General features: G+C 55.5%; 15 protein-coding genes. 5 read left to right on the forward strand and 10 right to left on the reverse strand.

Annotation, left to right across the window (positions count from 1 at the left end; translation table 11 throughout):
* The first annotated feature begins 74 nt into the window (after positions 1–74).
* Complete coding sequence (gene barA / locus AC6I8N_RS15870; protein WP_497829446.1) at positions 75–2,801, forward strand: two-component sensor histidine kinase BarA; 2,727 nt, start codon at positions 75–77, stop codon at positions 2,799–2,801.
* Between the two features lie 62 nt (positions 2,802–2,863).
* Here the strand turns inward: barA and AC6I8N_RS15875 are convergent, their stop codons facing one another.
* The 6 genes from AC6I8N_RS15875 to AC6I8N_RS15900 all read right to left on the reverse strand — a co-directional run bounded on the left by AC6I8N_RS15875 (position 2,864) and on the right by AC6I8N_RS15900 (position 9,834).
* Positions 2,864–4,003 (reverse strand): glycerate kinase, encoded by a 1,140-nt coding sequence (locus tag AC6I8N_RS15875; protein ID WP_497829447.1) that lies wholly within the window; start codon positions 4,001–4,003, stop codon positions 2,864–2,866.
* A gap of 85 nt (positions 4,004–4,088) precedes the next feature.
* Positions 4,089–4,973: a 2-hydroxy-3-oxopropionate reductase gene (gene garR / locus AC6I8N_RS15880; protein ID WP_021184541.1), complete on the reverse strand. Its 885-nt coding sequence runs from the start codon at positions 4,971–4,973 to the stop codon at positions 4,089–4,091.
* Positions 4,974–4,992: 19 nt separating this feature from the next.
* Positions 4,993–5,763, reverse strand: coding sequence for a 2-dehydro-3-deoxyglucarate aldolase (garL, locus tag AC6I8N_RS15885; RefSeq protein ID WP_021184542.1), 771 nt, complete (start codon positions 5,761–5,763; stop codon positions 4,993–4,995).
* Positions 5,764–5,789: 26 nt separating this feature from the next.
* Positions 5,790–7,121: a glucarate dehydratase gene (gene gudD / locus AC6I8N_RS15890; protein ID WP_021184543.1), complete on the reverse strand. Its 1,332-nt coding sequence runs from the start codon at positions 7,119–7,121 to the stop codon at positions 5,790–5,792.
* A 10-nt stretch (positions 7,122–7,131) separates the two neighbouring features.
* Positions 7,132–8,478, reverse strand: coding sequence for an enolase C-terminal domain-like protein (locus AC6I8N_RS15895; protein WP_208723724.1), 1,347 nt, complete (start codon positions 8,476–8,478; stop codon positions 7,132–7,134).
* A 9-nt stretch (positions 8,479–8,487) separates the two neighbouring features.
* Positions 8,488–9,834: an MFS transporter gene (locus tag AC6I8N_RS15900; protein ID WP_021184545.1), complete on the reverse strand. Its 1,347-nt coding sequence runs from the start codon at positions 9,832–9,834 to the stop codon at positions 8,488–8,490.
* Positions 9,835–10,345: 511 nt separating this feature from the next.
* Between AC6I8N_RS15900 and garD the strand changes: the two genes are divergently transcribed.
* Positions 10,346–11,905 (forward strand): galactarate dehydratase, encoded by a 1,560-nt coding sequence (gene garD / locus AC6I8N_RS15905; protein ID WP_021184547.1) that lies wholly within the window; start codon positions 10,346–10,348, stop codon positions 11,903–11,905.
* Positions 11,906–11,972: 67 nt separating this feature from the next.
* Here garD and AC6I8N_RS15910 read toward each other — a convergent pair whose 3' ends face one another.
* From AC6I8N_RS15910 to syd, 4 genes are all read right to left on the reverse strand, one after another.
* Positions 11,973–12,419, reverse strand: coding sequence for a flavodoxin (locus AC6I8N_RS15910; RefSeq protein WP_208723723.1), 447 nt, complete (start codon positions 12,417–12,419; stop codon positions 11,973–11,975).
* A gap of 11 nt (positions 12,420–12,430) precedes the next feature.
* Positions 12,431–13,210 carry a tRNA pseudouridine(65) synthase TruC gene (truC, locus tag AC6I8N_RS15915; RefSeq protein WP_021184549.1) on the reverse strand — a complete coding sequence of 260 codons (780 nt, stop codon included), beginning with the start codon at positions 13,208–13,210 and terminating at the stop codon, positions 12,431–12,433.
* On the reverse strand, positions 13,210–13,539 hold the full coding sequence (locus AC6I8N_RS15920) for a YqcC family protein (RefSeq protein WP_415174792.1): 330 nt from the start codon (positions 13,537–13,539) through the stop codon (positions 13,210–13,212). Before AC6I8N_RS15920 ends, truC begins: the two co-directional genes overlap by 1 nt.
* Positions 13,540–14,127: 588 nt before the next feature.
* The gene (gene syd, locus AC6I8N_RS15925; RefSeq protein ID WP_036626560.1) at positions 14,128–14,676 is read right to left on the reverse strand and encodes a SecY-interacting protein; all 549 of its coding nucleotides are present in this window, start codon (positions 14,674–14,676) and stop codon (positions 14,128–14,130) included.
* A gap of 62 nt (positions 14,677–14,738) precedes the next feature.
* Between syd and queF the strand changes: the two genes are divergently transcribed.
* From queF to xni, 3 genes are all read left to right on the forward strand, one after another.
* Entirely contained in the window at positions 14,739–15,584 is an 846-nt protein-coding gene (queF, locus tag AC6I8N_RS15930) for an NADPH-dependent 7-cyano-7-deazaguanine reductase QueF (RefSeq protein WP_021184551.1), read from the forward strand.
* Positions 15,585–15,770: 186 nt separating this feature from the next.
* Complete coding sequence (gene ppnN, locus AC6I8N_RS15935; protein WP_021184552.1) at positions 15,771–17,135, forward strand: nucleotide 5'-monophosphate nucleosidase PpnN; 1,365 nt, start codon at positions 15,771–15,773, stop codon at positions 17,133–17,135.
* Between the two features lie 35 nt (positions 17,136–17,170).
* The gene (xni, locus tag AC6I8N_RS15940) at positions 17,171–17,929 is read left to right on the forward strand and encodes a flap endonuclease Xni (protein ID WP_497829448.1); all 759 of its coding nucleotides are present in this window, start codon (positions 17,171–17,173) and stop codon (positions 17,927–17,929) included.
* Positions 17,930–17,964 lie beyond the last annotated feature (35 nt).

A 17,964-nucleotide genomic window follows, 5' to 3' on the forward strand; every position in this document is an offset into this window, starting at 1 on the left:
GTAAATTCTCTATTCTGATTGGGTTGTGCAGTTTGCACAGGGATAAACTTGCCAGGAGTCGCCAGGCCTTAATTATGACCAAATACAGCCTGCGGGCGCGAATGATGATCCTGATACTGGCGCCAACGCTGATGATTGGCCTGTTGCTCAGTACTTTTTTCGTGGTTCACCGCTATAACGAATTGCAGCATCAGGTCCAGGATGCGGGTGCGAACATTATCGAGCCGCTGGCGGTTTCCGCCGAATATGGCATGACATGGCACAACCGCGATGCGATACGCGAACTGGTCAGCCTGCTGCATCGCCGACATTCCGATATTGTCCGTGCGATTACCGTTTTCGACAACAACAATCACATCTACGTCACCTCAAATAACAACCAGAACCTCAGTCTGGTGCAGAAAGAGGATATCTCCACGCTGGAAGATGGCGTCTCGGTTGAACGTCGTGGCAACCTGATGGTGCTCCGCACGCCGATCGTGTCGGAGCGCTATTCCGTCGATGAACTGCCGCGCGAAGATGCAAAGCCCACCGGCAATCCGCTGGGTTATGTGGCGATCGAGCTGGATCTGCAATCAGTACGTCTTGAGCAATACAAAGAGGTGTTTGTCGCCACCCTGCTGCTGCTGTTTTGCCTGTGTATCGCCATGCTGTTCGCCTACCGCCTGATGCGCGACGTCACTGGTCCGATTCGTAATATGGTCACCACCGTGGACCGCATTCGCCGAGGTCAACTCGACAGCCGCGTCGAAGGCTACATGCTGGGCGAGCTGAGCATTCTGAAGAACGGTATCAACGCGATGGCGATGTCGCTGACCGCCTACCATGAAGAGATGCAGCAGAATATTGACCAGGCAACGTACGACCTGCGGGAAACGCTGGAGCAGTTGGAGATCCAAAACGTCGAGCTGGATCTGGCGAAAAAACGCGCCCAGGAAGCGGCGCGCATCAAATCCGAATTCCTGGCTAATATGTCGCATGAACTCCGCACGCCGTTGAACGGGGTGATTGGCTTCACCCGTCAGATGCTGAAAACCGGCCTTAGCACCAACCAGCGCGATTATATGAGCACCATTGAGCGCTCCGCCGCCAACCTGTTGAGCATCATCAATGACGTTCTTGATTTCTCCAAGCTGGAAGCGGGCAAACTGGTGCTGGAGTCGATCCCCTTCCCCCTGCGCGCCACGCTGGATGAAACCCTGGTGTTGCTGGCGCCTTCTGCCCACGAGAAAGGGCTGGAAATCACCGTTTGCCTGGAACAACAGGTGCCGGACAATGTCATTGGCGATCCCCTGCGCCTGCAACAGATTCTGATTAACCTGATCGGCAACGCCATCAAGTTTACCGAACAAGGGCATATCGACCTGCGCGTTGAACTGCGCAATACCAACACCACGCGTGTCGCACTGGAAATTCAGGTGCACGACACCGGCATTGGTATTTCCGATCAACAACAAACGCAGCTATTCCAGGCATTCCGTCAGGCGGATGCCAGCATCTCGCGCCGTCACGGCGGCACCGGACTGGGTCTGGTGATCACCCAGAAGTTGGTACATGAAATGGGTGGCGAAATCGCTTTCCACAGCCGCCAGGGCGAAGGGTCGACCTTTTGGGTTCATATCCAACTGGATCTCAATCCGAATGCGCCCCCGCATCCGCGTGCGCTGGAGGATTTGCGTCCCTCCCTGTTGGCCTACATCGAGCCGCATCCGGCGGTGGCAAAAGCGGTACTGGAGATGCTGAGCGGCACCCCGTTGCAGGTACATCATGCCGCCACGCTGGAAGAATTGGGCGATGCCCACTTCCCGCTCTTGTTGATGGGGCTTCCGGTTGACGGCAAAACCACATCGGCCTTACCGGATGACTTGATCACGCACCTGTTAAGCCGCGCCGATTCGGTGTTGCTGGCGCTCCCCAGTGAAATGATGTTGCATGCCGATGAACTGCGTGCCCGCGGCATTGCCGGTTGCCTGACCAAACCGGTATCGCTGACACGCCTGTTACCGATGCTGCTCGACTTCCACAGCCGACAACGCGAAGCCCTGCCGCGTGGGGCACGCCAACCGTTGACGGTGATGGCGGTAGATGACAATCCGGCCAACCTGAAGTTGATCGGTGCCCTGCTGGAGGAACAGGTCGAACACATCATTCTGTGCGACAACGCCGAACAGGCGATTCGCCAGGCACGTCTGCGCCCGCTGGATGTGATTCTGATGGACATTCAAATGCCGGAGATTGACGGTATCCGCGCCAGTGAGATTATCCGCAGCCTGCCGTTGCATGCAGCAACGCCGATTGTGGCGGTCACTGCTCATGCGCTGGATGGCGAACGCGAGCAGTTGATCAATGCCGGAATGAACGATTATCTGGCGAAGCCGATTGATGAGGATAAACTCAGCCAACTGCTGCAACGTTATGCGCCGCGTAACGCCGCTCTCAGCTCACCCGCCCCGGCGGTGGCCCCTTCACTGGATTGGGCGTTGGCATTACGCCAGGCAGCACATAAGGAGGATCTCGCACGCGATCTGTTGCAGATGCTGCTGGATTTCCTGCCAGAAGTGGCACAGCGCGTGGAAGAGTGTATGGAAAACAACGATGTGACCGGGCTGCGTGAAATCATTCACAAGCTACATGGCAGCGCCAGCTACAGTGGCGTACCGCGTTTGAAGGAACTGTGTCGGCAACTGGAAAAGAGTCTGCATCAGGAAAGTGATATTGCTGCGCTGGAGCCGGAATTGCTGGAGTTGAGCGACGAGATGGAAAACGTGGCACGCGAAGCGCGCACGTTGTTGCAGGTATAATTCCCCCGTATCACGCAATTACATGCGCGATACGGGAAAAACCGGCGCGATAAATCGCGCCGCTACAGGCTGTTGCCAACCTTAATCGTTGCCGCCACGTTACGAGCCGTCAGACGCACATTCTGCGCGGCATTCGCCAGCGCGTCTTCCAGCGAGCAGATACCAAACAACACGCTGAACACGGCATCCAGCCCATGTTCATGTACTACGCCCACATCGGCCGTCAAACTGCCCGCAATGCCGATGACCGGCTTATTAAATCGTTTTGCCACCTGCGCCACACCAATCGGCACTTTGCCGTTGATGGTCTGGCTGTCGATGCGACCTTCACCGGTAATCACCAGATCGGCATCATGCACCTGCTCGGCAAGGCCCAGCGCTTCGGTAACAATCTCGATACCGCGACGCAGGTCAGCCTGGCAAAACGCATGCAGCGCCGCACCCATGCCGCCTGCCGCACCGCCCCCCGCAATATGCAGTACATCAATATCCAGGTCGCGATGAATAATATCGGCGTAATGCGCCAATGCCCGATCCAATTGCTGTACCAGCTCAGGTGTCGCCCCCTTCTGCGGGCCAAACACCGCCGAAGCCCCTTGTTCTCCGGTGAGCGGATTGGTCACATCACATGCGACTTCGAAACGACATTGCCGAATGCGCGCATCCAGGCCAGCGATTTCAATGCGGGCTAACTGTGGCAAGGCCCCGCCGCCGTAGGCAATCTCGTTGCCCTGCTGATCCAGCAAACGCGCGCCAAGCGCCTGCATCATGCCCGAGCCGCCATCGTTGGTGGCGCTACCGCCAATACCAATGATGATATGTCCCACCCCACGATCCAGCGCGTTCTTGATCAGTTCGCCAGTACCAAAGGAGGTGGTAATCAGTGGGTCACGACGCGAGGTTGGCACCAGTTCCAGGCCGCTGGCCGCCGCCATTTCGATAAACGCGGTGCGGGCATCACCCGACAAACCGTAAAACGCATCAACAGGCTCACCCAGCGGTCCGGTGACCGTCAGCCTGACAATGCTTCCCTGCGTTGCCGCCACCATCGCTTCTACCGTGCCTTCACCACCGTCGGCGACCGGTATTTTTACGTAGTCAGCTTCAGGGAAGATGTCGCGGAATCCCGCTTCTATCGCTGAAGCCACTTCCAGGGCGGATAAACTCTCTTTATACGAATCCGGTGCGATAACGATTTTCATAGGCAATCCGAGCGCGGTTGATGACGGAAATCCGTCCTGCTAAGGCAACCTGGCTGTCCGGTATCAGCGATACCGGACGCGCGAGCTACCGGGTAATCTCAACTTTCGCTAATTTTTCATAATAGCAGGCCAGCGCACTGTGGTCGGCGGTACCCAGACCGTCGGCCTTCAGCGCCTGCATCATCTCCATCACCGCAGCGGTCAGCGGCAATTGCGCACCCACGCCATGCGAGGTGTCCAGCGCATTAGCCAGATCCTTGATGTGCAGATCGATGCGGAAGCCCGGCTTGAAGTTGCGGTCCAGCACCATCGGCGCTTTGGCATCCAGCACCGTGCTGCCTGCCAGGCCACCACGAATCGCCTGATAGACCAGTTCCGGGTTTACACCCGCTTTGGTCGCCAGCGACAGCGCTTCAGACATTGCGGCAATATTCAGCGCCACAATCACCTGGTTTGCCAGCTTGGTAACGTTGCCCGCACCAATATCACCGGTGTGGACCACCGAACCCGCCATCGCTTTCATGATGTCGTAGCACTGGTCAAACACCGCTTTATCGCCGCCAACCATCACCGACAGCGTGCCTTCAATTGCTTTCGGCTCACCGCCGCTGACCGGCGCATCCAGCATCTTGATGCCTTTCACTGCCAGTGCGTCGTGGACTTCACGGCTGGCCAGTGGCGCAATGGAGCTCATATCAATCACGATCAGGCCGGGTTTCGCACCATCAATGATGCCGTTCTCGCCCAGGCACACTTCTTTCACCTGCGGTGAGTTTGGCACCATGGTGATCACCACATCTACCAGCTGCGCCACCTCTTTCGCGCTTTTCGCGACTGTAGCCCCCAGCTCAACCAGCTCGGCTTCACTTGCTGCGTTGTTGTCACGTACCACCAGCGAATAGCCCGCTTTCAGCAGGTTTTTACTCATCGGTTTGCCCATGATGCCCAGGCCGATAAATCCAATTTTCATTACGTTGCCCCTTGGTCAGTTACTTCTTAAATTTGTCGCACAGCGCCTGTGTGGCGTTGCGGAAAACACCCAGATCGCTGCCAACGGCAACAAAACTGGCTCCCCATTCCAGATAACGACGGGCGTCGGCTTCTACCGGAGCCAGAATGCCGCTCGGCTTACCCGCCGCTTTGGCGCGTTCAAAAATGTATTTAATGACTTTCAGTACTTCCGGATGAGCAGGCTGGCCGAGATAACCCAGCGCAGCAGAGAGATCGCCCGGTCCCACGAAAATGCCATCCACACCTTCCACTGCAGCAATGGCGTCAATGTTGTCCACCGCCAACTGGGATTCGATCTGCACCAGCACCGTGATGTTGTCGTTGATGGTGGCGTTGTAATCCGGCAGCGTGCCGTACATGTTGCTACGGTGCGATACCGACACACCGCGAATACCGGCTCCCGGATAGCGGGTGGAGGCCACGGCGCGCGTCGCCTCTTCCGCCGTCTCAACAAACGGAATCAGGAAGTTATAGAAACCGATATCCAACAGACGCTTGATGATGATCGGTTCGTTGCAGGGTGGACGAACCACCGGTGCGCTGTGGCTGCCTTTCAGCGCCATCAGTTGCGGAATAAAAGTGGTGATGTCATTCGGCGCGTGTTCGCCATCCAGCACCAGCCAGTCAAAACCCGCCAGCCCCAGGACTTCGGTGGTGATCGGGTTGGCCAGCGCACACCAGCTACCAATCAGGGTTTCTCCTGCCAGCAAACGGCGACGAAACGCATTCGGCCAGGCTGTATTGCTCATTATCTTGACTCCTGTAACGGAAAAAATTAGCGCACCAGGCACGGACGTTTGTTATCAAAAGTCCAGTTGGGCACAAGGAATTGCATCGCCTGAGCGTCATCGCGCGCGCCCAGCCCGTGTTTCTGATACAGCGCATTGGCCTGCATCACCTGATCCATATCCAGCTCAACACCCAGACCTGGTTTCTGCGGCACCTGAACCATGCCGCCTTTGATCTGGAACGGTTCTTTGGTCAGGCGTTGGTTACCTTCCTGCCAAATCCAATGGGTATCGATGGCGGTAATCGCGCCCGGTGCCGCCGCCGCGACATGCGTAAACATCGCCAGCGACACATCGAAATGATTGTTGGAGTGCGAGCCCCAGGTCAGGCCAAAGTCGTGGCACATTTGCGCCACGCGCACCGAGCCTTGCATGGTCCAGAAGTGAGGATCGGCCAGCGGGATATCGACGGATTGCAGTGACAGAGTGTGGCCCATCTGACGCCAGTCGGTGGCGATCATATTGGTGGCGGTAGGCAGCCCGGTGGCACGACGGAATTCCGCCATCACCTCGCGTCCGGAATAGCCCTGTTCAGCCCCACACGGGTCTTCAGCATAGGCCAACACGCCCTTCAGCTGTTTCCCCAGCAGGATCGCTTCATTCAGCGACCAAGCACCGTTCGGATCGAGGGTGACGCGCGCCTGTGGGAAACGCTTCGCCAGTGCGGTGACCGCCTCGGCCTCTTCACCACCACGCAGCACCCCCCCTTTCAGTTTGAAATCATTGAAGCCGTATTTTTCATACGCCGCTTCCGCGAGACGCACCACGGTATCCGGCGTCAGCGCTTCTTCATGGCGCAGGCGATACCAGTCGCATTTGTCATTTTCCTGGCTCTGGTACGGCAGCGAGGTTTTCTTGCGATCGCCGACGTAGAACAGATAACCCAGCATTTCTACCCGGTCGCGTTGCTGACCATCACCCAGCAACGACGCCACATTGACGCCCAGATGCTGGCCGAGCAGATCGAGCAGTGCCGCTTCAATCCCGGTCACCACATGGATGGTGGTGCGCAGGTCAAACGTCTGGGTGCCACGCCCGCCAGCATCACGGTCGGCAAAGGTACTGCGCACCAGGTTAAGAATATTTTTGTACTCGCCAACGGTTTTATGTACTACCAGCGCTGCCGCATCTTCCAACGTCTGACGAATCTTCTCGCCGCCCGGAATCTCCCCAACTCCGGTATGGCCCGCATTGTCTTTAATGATGACGATGTTACGGGTGAAGAAAGGGGCATGTGCGCCGCTCAGGTTGAGCAACATGCTGTCATAACCGGCCACCGGGATGACCTGCATGGATGTAATTTTCGGTGTCTGACTCATTTCCTGCTCCTTAAACTTTGCTGCGACCGAAGGCCGGACGCTTACGGTCGAACGACCAACCGGGAACCAGATATTGCATCGCCGTGGCGTCGTTGCGCGCGCCTGCCGGCAAAGATTTGTACAGGGCATTGGCTTGTTGCAGACGATCCCAGTCCAGTTCAATGCCGAGGCCGGGTTTGTCCGGTACGGCGATTTTGCCGTTGCGGATTTGCAGCGGCTCTTTGGTCAGACGCTGGTCGCCTTCCTGCCAGATCCAGTGGGTATCAATGGCGGTGGGTTTACCGGGTACAGCCGCGCCAACATGGGTGAACATCGCCAGCGAAATGTCGAAATGGTTGTTGGAGTGGCAACCCCAGGTCAGGCCCCAATCGTCACACAACTGCGCCACGCGCACCGCGCCACTCAGCGTCCAGAAATGCGGGTCAGCCAACGGGATATCGACAGCATTCAACATCACCGCATGGTTCATTTCACGCCAGTTGGTGGCGATCATGTTGGTGGCCACCGGCAGGCCGGTGGCGCGACGGAACTCCGCCATCACTTCGCGACCAGAGTAGCCTTGCTCAGCCCCACAAGGGTCTTCCGCATAGGTCAGGACATCCCCCATGCCTTTACACAGGCTGATGGCCTCATCAAGCAACCAGGCCCCGTTGGGATCGACGGTGATACGCGCATCCGGGAAACGTTTTTTCAACGCCACCGCAGAAGCAATTTCCTGCTCACCCGGCAGCACGCCGCCTTTCAGTTTGAAATCTTTGAAACCGTATTTGTCCTGCGCTGCCTCCGCCAGACGCACTACCGCGTCCGGCGTTAATGCTTCCTGATGGCGCAGGTGATACCAGTCATGGCTGGCAGCTTCGCCGCCCAGATACGGCAGATCGGTTTTACGTCGATCACCAATGTAGAACAGATAACCGAGGACCACGACTTCATCACGCTGTTGACCCGGGCCAAGCAGCTCCGCCACCGGAACCCCCAGGCACTGACCAAGCAAATCCAGCAGCGCGGCTTCCAGCGCAGCCACCGCGTTGACGCGCAGTTCAAACGTCCACGCACCTTTGCCGAAGGTATCGAAATCCGCCGACTGGTTGCCTTTGTGCACCTGCTGCACCAGGCGATTCATACGCGCCACCTGCTGGCCTTTCACCTGCGGAATCGCATCCACCAACGTCTGATAAATGGTTTCGCCACCCGGCGCCTCACCGACACCGGTATGCCCGGCGCTATCGGTCAGCACCACAATGTTGCGGGTAAAACAAGCGCTGTGTGCGCCGCCGATGTTGAGCAGCATGCTGTCGTAACCGGCAACCGGAATCACCTGCATATCGGTGATAACCGGGGTACTTTGCGTATTCATGCTCTGTCCTTATGCCCGATGTTTCAATTCGACACGTTTGATGTCCCCGGCAATCACCAGGAAGCTGAACGCTGCGACGAAGGCGTGGATACCGACATAAATCAGTGCACCTTCAAAAGAACCGCTGGTGGCAATGATGTAGCCAATGGCGATCGGGGTGACAATGCCGGAGAAGTTACCGAACATGTTGAACAGACCGCCGCTCAGGCCGCTGATCTCTTTCGGCGCGGTATCCGCCATCACTGCCCAGCCCAGTGCCCCGATGCCTTTACCAAAGAACGCCAGTGCCATAAAGAACACCACCACCCACTCAGTTTGGGTGTAGTTACACATCACCATACTGATGGACATCAGCATGCCGACCACAATCGGGGTTTTACGCGCAATGTTCAAAGAACCGGTTTTACGCATCAGGTAATCGGAGATCACCCCGCCCAATACGCCACCAAGGAAGCCGCATATCGCTGGAACGGAGGCGATAAACCCGGCTTTCAGAATCGACATACCACGCGCCTGCACCAGATATACCGGGAACCAGGTGATAAAGAAGTAGGTCAAGGCGTTGATACAGTACTGGCCGAGATAGATACCCAACATCATGCGAGAGGAGAGCAGCTGTTTGATTTGATAGAACTTCTCTCCCCAGCTGACTTTGTGCTCGGACTTCTTGCTGTCCATATTGATCAGCGCACCGCCCTGCTCCATATACTCCAGCTCAGCCTTGTTGACACCAGGATGATCGTTAGGATCATGAATCACTTTCAGCCAGATAAAGCTGATGATGATGCCCAGTCCACCCATAAACCAGAACACATGCGCCCAGCCCACTTCTGAGGTCAGCCAACCCATAATCGGCGCGAAAATTACCGTGGCGAAGTATTGGGCGGAGTTAAAGATAGCCACGGCAGTGCCGCGCTCTTGCGCAGGGAACCAGGCAGCAACAATACGGCTGTTACCAGGGAACGACGGTGCTTCAGCCAGCCCCACGAGGAAGCGCAACATAAACAACGAAGCCACAATGCCGAAGCCGCTGAACAGGTCGACGAATCCTTGCAGGAAGGTAAACAGCGACCAGGTGAAGATGCTCCAGAAGTAAACGCGTTTGGAGCCGAAGCGGTCGAGCAGCCAACCGCCGGGTATTTGGCCGATAACATAAGCCCATGAGAATGCTGAGAAAATATATCCTAAACCGACCGAGTCAAGGCCGATATCCTTGGACATAGCAGAACCGGCAATCGAAATCGTTGCACGGTCCCCGTAGTTGAAAGAGGTGACGATAAACAACATCACCACAATCCAGTAACGGGCGTTGGTGCGCTTTTGCACCGCTTCCGCTGTCTGGCTAAAACTATTCATGATGCACTCCTGAAATATAGCGGTAGCTACATTCACTCTGACTGCATACACATCGCGTTGGGTATCAGAATGATGTTCGGTTAAACACGGCGATTTTTATATTGGCAATACGATGATGCGTCGTGACGAATAACCTAACGTTGGATAACGAGAGCCAGTATAGGAACAGGCGGAGAGCGAAACACTGGAAGAAAGCCCGATGATTTCATCACCTGGATACATATTTTATGGCGTTTGCACATAACGCTGCGGCATGGCTCACGGAACCATCAAAATCAACCCAGCAATGGTTAATTAACGTACAGCCTTATGACGCTTTGTGAGTCCCTTCACTTGTGTTTGGTGAAACGTCTCAAACTGACGCAATAAAACCGCTAAAAGCCAGTCAGTTGCACAATGTATTGGGTAATACCCCTGCATATACTAAGGCTGGCAAAAAAAAGATGGCGTGACGGAAGCAATCAATGACACCGCGTTGCCATGTACAGCGCGGCAGAATGGAAGGTGAGCAATGAACCGACCTCTAAGCGAGAAACCGCTTTATATTAAAGTGCACGATAGCGATAACGTCGCCATCGTGGTGAATAATCAGGGGCTGCCTGCGGGCACCCGCTTTGACGATGGGCTGCAACTGACTGAGCATGTGCCGCAGGGCCACAAAGTCGCGCTGGCTGATATTCCTGAGCAGGGCGCGATTGTGCGCTACGGCGAAGTGATCGGCTATGCGCTACGTCCGATTGCCCAGGGCAGCTGGATTGAAGAGTCGCTGGTGGCGCTGCCCGAAGCGCCCCCTCTTGCCAGCCTGCCGCTGGCGAATAATGTCCCACCGGATTTACCGCCACTTGAGGGTTATACCTTCGAAGGCTACCGCAATGCCGATGGCAGTGTGGGAACCCGTAATCTTCTCGGCATCACCACCAGCGTGCATTGTGTCGCGGGCGTGGTGGATTACGTGGTGAAAATTATCGAGCGGGATCTGTTGCCGCGTTATCCCAATGTTGATGGCGTAGTGGCGCTGAATCACCTGTATGGTTGTGGTGTGGCGATCAACGCGCCGGCGGCAGTGGTACCGATTCGCACCATTCATAACCTGGCGCTGAACCCCAATTTTGGCGGCGAAGTGATGGTGGTTAGCCTCGGTTGCGAGAAATTACAGCCGGAACGCCTGCTCACCGGCACGCCCGATGTACAGGCCATTTCGCTGGACGATAACGACATTGTGCGTTTGCAGGATGAGCGTCTGGTCGGCTTCGGCGCGATGGTGGATGAGATTTTGCAGGTCGCTGAGCGCCACCTGAAGCGACTGAATCAACGCAAGCGCGAAACCTGCCCGGCTTCTGAGTTAGTCATCGGCATGCAATGTGGCGGCAGCGATGCGTTTTCCGGTGTCACCGCTAACCCGGCGGTGGGTTTTGCTTCTGATTTGCTGGTACGTTGCGGCGCGACAGTGATGTTTTCTGAAGTGACTGAAGTGCGCGATGCAATCCATCTGCTGACGCCGCGCGTGGTCGATGAGGCGACCGGCAAACGTCTGCTGGAAGAGATGGCATGGTATGACGACTACCTCAGCCTCGGTCAAACCGACCGGAGCGCCAACCCCTCGCCCGGCAACAAAAAAGGCGGCCTGGCAAATGTGGTAGAAAAAGCGCTGGGATCGATTGCCAAATCAGGCCGCAGCCCGATCGTTGAAGTGCTGTCTCCAGGACAGCGACCTACCAGGCGCGGTTTGATCTATGCGGCGACCCCCGCCAGCGATTTTGTCTGCGGTACACAGCAGATGGCATCCGGCATTACGTTGCAGGTATTTACCACCGGTCGCGGTACGCCGTATGGTCTGGCGGCAATTCCGGTGATCAAGATGGCTACACGCAGCGCACTGGCTGAACGCTGGCATGATCTGATGGATATCAATGCGGGCACCATCGCCACCGGCGAGGAGAGTATCGAGCAGGTGGGTTGGCGGTTGTTTGAACTGATTCTGGATATTGCCAGCGCACGTAAGCAGACATGGTCAGATCGCTGGGGCATTCGCAATCAGTTGGCGGTGTTCAATCCGGCACCCGTGACCTGACCGCATTAACACGTAGCGGCGTGATTTATCGCGCGGATTTTTGGCGATAAATCGCGCCGCTACGGAATTACAACAATTTACCCCAGTTTTCCACCCAGGGTGTCGTCACGGATTCCGGCTCCGGATCTTCTGTCGCATCTACCGTTAACAGGTCGCCGACACGTTTGGCGCTCTGCTCCTGCAACAACGCATCAAAGGTCTTACCCGCGCCGCAGAAGTTATCGTAGCTGCTGTCGCCCAGCGCAATCACGCCGTAACGCAAGTCAGGTTGATAGCCCAGTTGATCTTTCACCGCATGGTACAGCCCGGCGATACTATCGGGAAAATCGCCTTGTCCGGTGGTGGAGGTGATAATCAACACCACATCCTGCTGATAATCCTGCCACTGCGCCAGCGATGGGTCTTCAAAGACTTTCACTTCATGACCCTGCGCCTGCAACACCGGCTCCGCCTCTTCCGCAACCAACAACGCATTGCCGTAAACCGTACCTACAAAAATGCCAATCTTTGCCATCAAGCCGCTCCTTATTCTGTTGGCTTATCCTGGACTGCCTCATCGGCAAACTCAACCCTGGGAACATCAGGGATCTGATCCTGCCAGCCAAACTGATGCAGCATCTGCTGCCAGACGGCATCCAACCCGGCGCGAATCACCAACGGCTCCCCTGTCACCGGATGATTCAGACTCAGCGCACTGGCATGCAACATCAGGCGATCAAGACCAAAATTTGCTGCCGCACCACGGTTCTGGCGCAGATCGCCGTGCGTGGTATCACCAATAATGGGATGGCGCAGATGCGCCATATGGCGTCGCAGCTGATGCTTACGCCCGGTGCGCGGTTGCATCTCCACCAGACTGTAACGCGCGCTGGCATAGCGGCCAATCGCCACAGGCATCTCGGTGTGGGCCAGCATCTGAAAGTCGGTGACGGCCGGTTGCGGGCCACGCGGTTCGGTGGCGAATTTATCGGCGATTTTGTCGAGTTCCTCGACCAACGGATAATCCAGCGTGCCGCTTTCCGTCAGCCAGCCACGCAGCACGGCATGGTAGGTTTTGCGGATTTGATGTTGCTCAAATTGTTGAGCCAGCAGCCGGCCAACCTCGCTCGACAGTCCCATCAACAATACGCCGGAAGTGGGGCGATCGAGCCGGTGTGCGGTAAAGACGTGCTGACCGATCTGATCGCGCACCGTCTGCATCACCACCACTTTTTCTTTGCGGTCGAGCCAGCTTCGGTGCACCAGCCAACCCGCAGGTTTATTGACCGCGACCAGCCACTCGTCCTGATAAATAATTTCCAACATCAGGCTGCGGGTTCCGAAAATAAGGCATCAAGCTGGCGTAAGGTCAGCAACAGCATGGGATGGCCCGGCGTGCCGGGAGGAAGCGCCATTTCATAATAATGCGCTACGGCGAAGTTTTGCGGCAAGGGTGCACCGGCGTCAATCAGCGCCTGCATACGCGGGATCAACACCCACTGTAACCACTCAAGAGGTGCCAGCGTATCAAGGCAAAAGGGTTGGGTACTGGCAAACGCTGCCGCATCGGGGGATTGCGTCTGCCAGTGGTCGTGCTCGCGCATCACCGCTTCGACCTGCTGTAGCCGCTGCAAAATAAGTTGTTGCGACGACATGCGCCACCTCCAGAGAAAAATCGGGCGGCAAGCATATCACTTGTCGGGCGATGCTCAAAAAACGCATAAAAAAAGGGGAGCACTGTAATTACAGTGCTCCCGGTTCGTTTGCAGCAATCCCGCCACCGCTGTGCTCCCTGCTCATCCGTGACAACTTTTCCTGTGCTGTCCTTTGCTTGTCATCCTGACATTGGTCCTTAGCATCCTGGCCCGCCACATCCCGCATGGCTCTCATTCTCCGTCCTGGAGGTGTCCCTGACTCATCCTGAGTGTCCTGCTTCATCATGAAGCCTTCCGTGTGCCGTAAACTCCGTTACGCTCCAGCCCCCTGGCTGACATTCTCCTGAACATCGCTTAATCCGTGGCTTCCTGCCAGTGGTGACTATTCTGGCAGAAACTATCGCGTAAACAAGGTACTAAAAGCCGTTACATCAGTCAGTTATCGAATTATTTTCGGACTGCAGCCATAAACTCATGATTCACAATATTTTTACAAGCCTGGCTTCCTGAATTCTTCAGTACAATTTGCCGATCTCTCACACGCTATGTGAGAGATCTCTTACACCAACACAGGCCAATGTCTGCAATTTACTCGCTAACTGGTTGTAAGTTATTAAGAAACATCTTAATTTCTGGGGATAATACTTCGCGCTTTTTGCTACCAGGATGCTCAAGAATAACTTCACCGGTAAGATTGCACAGGGAGATGACATCCTGTTCGGAATCAGTGGTGGCGATAAATAAAGTGGGGCTTTGTTTCAGGCGACGCTTCATGACCAGATGACCAATCAAATTCTCCTGTAGCCGCGTGAAGTCGTCCTCACTCCATACCTGTAGCAAGGTCATATCCTGCTGCTGAAAACGGGCGGTCATATCACCAGCAAACTGAGTGGTATAAAACGCGGTGATTTCGGGCCGAAGCTCAATCTCCAGTGCGCGCTCAACCGCAGCCAGCGTGGCAGGCAAGGTAAAAGGCTGTGGCTGCCACAACACACGATCATTCACCGTGCTCTGTATACAAGGGGAAGGTACGCCAAACAGTTCACTGCTTGCAGGTAAATGCCCGGTGCGCTGCTGCCATTCGTCACAATATCGGGCGGTAAAATCGCGCAGAGCATCCACGGTTTGCTGCATCATTCATCTTCTCGCTTCTGATAGGTTACACTTAGCCACTTTGATGGATTTTAGTGGTAACCGTTATGTCTACTGAACAACAGGATCAGGTATTAAGCGGCCTGACCTTGGGTAAACCCACGGCGTATGTCGATCATTACGACCGTTCGCTGTTACAGGCTGTGCCACGCAGTCTCAATCGCGAACCGCTGGGGCTGTTTCCCGACAACCTGCCTTTTCACGGCGCAGATATCTGGACGCTGTACGAACTCTCCTGGCTTAACAGCAAAGGCGTACCACAGGTGGCGGTAGGCGAAGTGGTACTCAACGCTGCGAGCCGCAATCTTATCGAGTCCAAGAGTTTCAAGCTCTATCTTAACAGTTTTAATCAGACGATTTTCGCCGACTGGGGGGAAGTTCGCCAAACGCTGGAGCGTGATCTCAGCGCCTGTGCTGAAGGTGAAGTTAGCGTGGCGCTGTTCCGCCTCGGTGAAATCGAAGGCCAACCGATCGGTCATTTTACCGGTGAACTGATCGATGAACAGGACATTGAGATTCACGACTATGCGTTTAATGCCGATCACCTGGCGCAGGCCGCTGGCCACGACATTATTGAAGAAACGCTGGTCAGCCATGTTCTGAAATCTAACTGTCTCATCACCCACCAGCCTGACTGGGGTTCGGTGATGATTCGCTATAAAGGCCCACGTATCGATCGTGAAGCGCTGCTGCGTTATCTGGTGTCTTTCCGTCAGCACAATGAGTTTCATGAACAATGCGTTGAGCGCATTTTCAACGACATTCAACGCTTTTGCCAACCGGAAGCGCTGACGGTCTATGCCCGTTACACCCGCCGTGGTGGGCTGGATATCAACCCGTGGCGTAGCAATGTGCCCTTCTCACCGGGATTTTCCCGCCTGGTTCGCCAGTAACAGATTGCGAGATACCTCGCAGGCCGCGGCACGGATGCGCGGTTCCACTTGAGCATTGACCGCAGACAAGGCTACTCTGTCCAAGGCGCGGGCGGCTAACCGTGCGCGACCAAGGATATTCGTCACTGTGCTCAGGAAGTTAAGCACAGCGTCATCAGTCACGCGCTTGCGTGTAAAGGAGTTCTCTTGATTACTCATATTAGCCCTCTTGGCTCGATGGATCTGCTCTCCCAGTTGGAAGTCGATATGCTGAAACGCACCGCCAGCAGCGACCTGTACCAACTGTTTCGCAACTGTTCACTCGCGGTGCTCAATTCTGGTAGTCAGACCGACAGTAGTCATGAACTGCTTTCCCGCTTTGAAAGCTTTGATATCAACGTATTACGCCGTGAGCGTGGCGTTAAACTTGAACTGATCAACCCACCGGAAGAAGCCTTTGTCGATGGCCGGATTATCCGCTCATTACAGGCGAACCTGTTTGCCGTACTGCGCGACATTCTGTTTGTGAATGGCCAGCTTTCCGCTGCCGAACGCTTTCAGAATCTGGATGCTGAAGACTCGGCACATATCACCAACCTGGTCTTTTCTATCCTGCGTAACGCCCGTGCGCTGCACGTCGGTGAGTATCCCAATACCGTGGTGTGCTGGGGTGGTCACTCGATTAACGCTGTGGAATATCAGTATTGTCGTAACGTCGGCACACAACTTGGCCTGCGCGAACTCAATATCTGTACCGGCTGTGGTCCGGGGGTGATGGAAGCGCCGATGAAAGGTGCCGCAGTGGGGCATGCACAGCAACGTTATCGCGACAGTCGTTTTATTGGCCTGACTGAGCCTTCAATCATTGCCGCTGAACCACCGAACCCGCTGGTCAATGAATTGATTATCATGCCGGATATCGAAAAACGTCTTGAAGCCTTCGTGCGTATTGCCCACGGCATCGTGATCTTCCCTGGTGGCGTTGGCACCGCGGAAGAATTGCTGTATCTGCTTGGCATTTTGATGAACCCGCAGAATAGCGATCAGGTACTGCCGTTGATTCTGACCGGCCCGCAGGAGAGCGCTGATTACTTCCGCGTTCTGGATGATTTTATTGTCAGCACGCTGGGTGAAAGTGCGCGCAAACATTACAAAATTATTATTGATGATGCTGCCGAAGTGGCCCGCCTGATGAAGCATGCAATGCCGCAGGTGAAAGAGTATCGTCGTGAAACCGGTGATGCTTACAGCTTCAACTGGTCAATTCGTATCGTGCCGGACCTGCAACTGCCGTTCCTGCCAACCCACGAAAATATGGCTAACCTGAACCTGTATACCAATCAACCCGCAGAAAAACTGGCGGCAGACCTGCGTCGAGCCTTCTCTGGCATTGTCGCCGGTAACGTGAAAGAAGTGGGTATTCGCGAGATCCGCGAAAAAGGTCCGTACAAACTTCATGGCGATCAGGACATCATGCACCGCATGGATGAACTGCTACAGGGCTTCGTCGCCCAACACCGCATGAAACTGCCGGGCACCGCGTATATTCCCTGCTACGAAATCATCAAATAACTCAGGAAGGCAGCCTGCGGGCTGCCGCTATCATCATGTCTTTCCATCTTCTTATTGTTGATGCCCTGAACCTGATCCGTCGTTTACATGCCGTTCAGGGCTCACCATGCCGCGATGCCTGCGTGGCAGCATTACATCAGTTGTTGGGCCATACCCACCCGACACATGTGGTTGCGGTGTTTGATAGTGCCACACGCCAACCAGGCTGGCGTCATACGTTATTGCCGGATTACAAGGCGGGCCGTCCACCGATGCCGGATGATTTGCAGTTGGAAATGCCCGCCATCCAACAAGCGTTTCAGGCGGCAGGGGTTAGTTGCTGGATCGCCGATTTGGACGAAGCCGATGATCTGGCGGCCACGCTGGCGGTCAAAATGGCTGATGCCGGACATCAGGCAACCATCGTTTCGACAGACAAAGGTTATTGCCAACTGCTGGCCCCGAATATCCGCATTCGCGATTACTTCCAGAAACGCTGGCTGGACGTCCCCTTTATCGAACAAGAGTTCGGCGTCACACCCGGTCAATTGGCGGATTACTGGGGATTGTGTGGCATCAGCAGCAGCAAGATTCCCGGTGTGGCGGGCATCGGCCCGAAAAGTGCGCGGGAACTGATTGCGCAATTTGGTTCGCTGGAAGCGATTTACCAGCAGTGGGATCAAGTGCCAACAAAGTGGCAGGGGAAATTGCAGGCACAGCGTGATATGGCGGAGATTTGCCGCCAGGTCTCAACATTGAAGCGGGACCTGGTATTGCAGGGCAATCTGAATACGCTGCGGTATAACCACCAATAATGTTGCTCATTAACACGAATTCGTAGCGGCGCGAC

The sequence above is a fragment of the Pantoea sp. X-Soil-TKNS-1279 genome (assembly GCF_059730565.1).

Coding starts and splice junctions, on each gene's coding strand:
- AC6I8N_RS15920 (WP_415174792.1), bottom strand. CDS start 13,539: ATGTCGTCGCAACAACTTATTTTGCAGCGGCTACAGCAGGTCGAAGCG.
- garD (WP_021184547.1), top strand. CDS start 10,346: ATGAACCGACCTCTAAGCGAGAAACCGCTTTATATTAAAGTGCACGAT.
- xni (WP_497829448.1), top strand. CDS start 17,171: ATGTCTTTCCATCTTCTTATTGTTGATGCCCTGAACCTGATCCGTCGT.
- AC6I8N_RS15910 (WP_208723723.1), bottom strand. CDS start 12,419: ATGGCAAAGATTGGCATTTTTGTAGGTACGGTTTACGGCAATGCGTTG.
- AC6I8N_RS15900 (WP_021184545.1), bottom strand. CDS start 9,834: ATGAATAGTTTTAGCCAGACAGCGGAAGCGGTGCAAAAGCGCACCAAC.
- truC (WP_021184549.1), bottom strand. CDS start 13,210: ATGTTGGAAATTATTTATCAGGACGAGTGGCTGGTCGCGGTCAATAAA.
- barA (WP_497829446.1), top strand. CDS start 75: ATGACCAAATACAGCCTGCGGGCGCGAATGATGATCCTGATACTGGCG.
- AC6I8N_RS15895 (WP_208723724.1), bottom strand. CDS start 8,478: ATGAATACGCAAAGTACCCCGGTTATCACCGATATGCAGGTGATTCCG.
- gudD (WP_021184543.1), bottom strand. CDS start 7,121: ATGAGTCAGACACCGAAAATTACATCCATGCAGGTCATCCCGGTGGCC.
- AC6I8N_RS15875 (WP_497829447.1), bottom strand. CDS start 4,003: ATGAAAATCGTTATCGCACCGGATTCGTATAAAGAGAGTTTATCCGCC.
- syd (WP_036626560.1), bottom strand. CDS start 14,676: ATGATGCAGCAAACCGTGGATGCTCTGCGCGATTTTACCGCCCGATAT.
- garL (WP_021184542.1), bottom strand. CDS start 5,763: ATGAGCAATACAGCCTGGCCGAATGCGTTTCGTCGCCGTTTGCTGGCA.
- queF (WP_021184551.1), top strand. CDS start 14,739: ATGTCTACTGAACAACAGGATCAGGTATTAAGCGGCCTGACCTTGGGT.
- garR (WP_021184541.1), bottom strand. CDS start 4,973: ATGAAAATTGGATTTATCGGCCTGGGCATCATGGGCAAACCGATGAGT.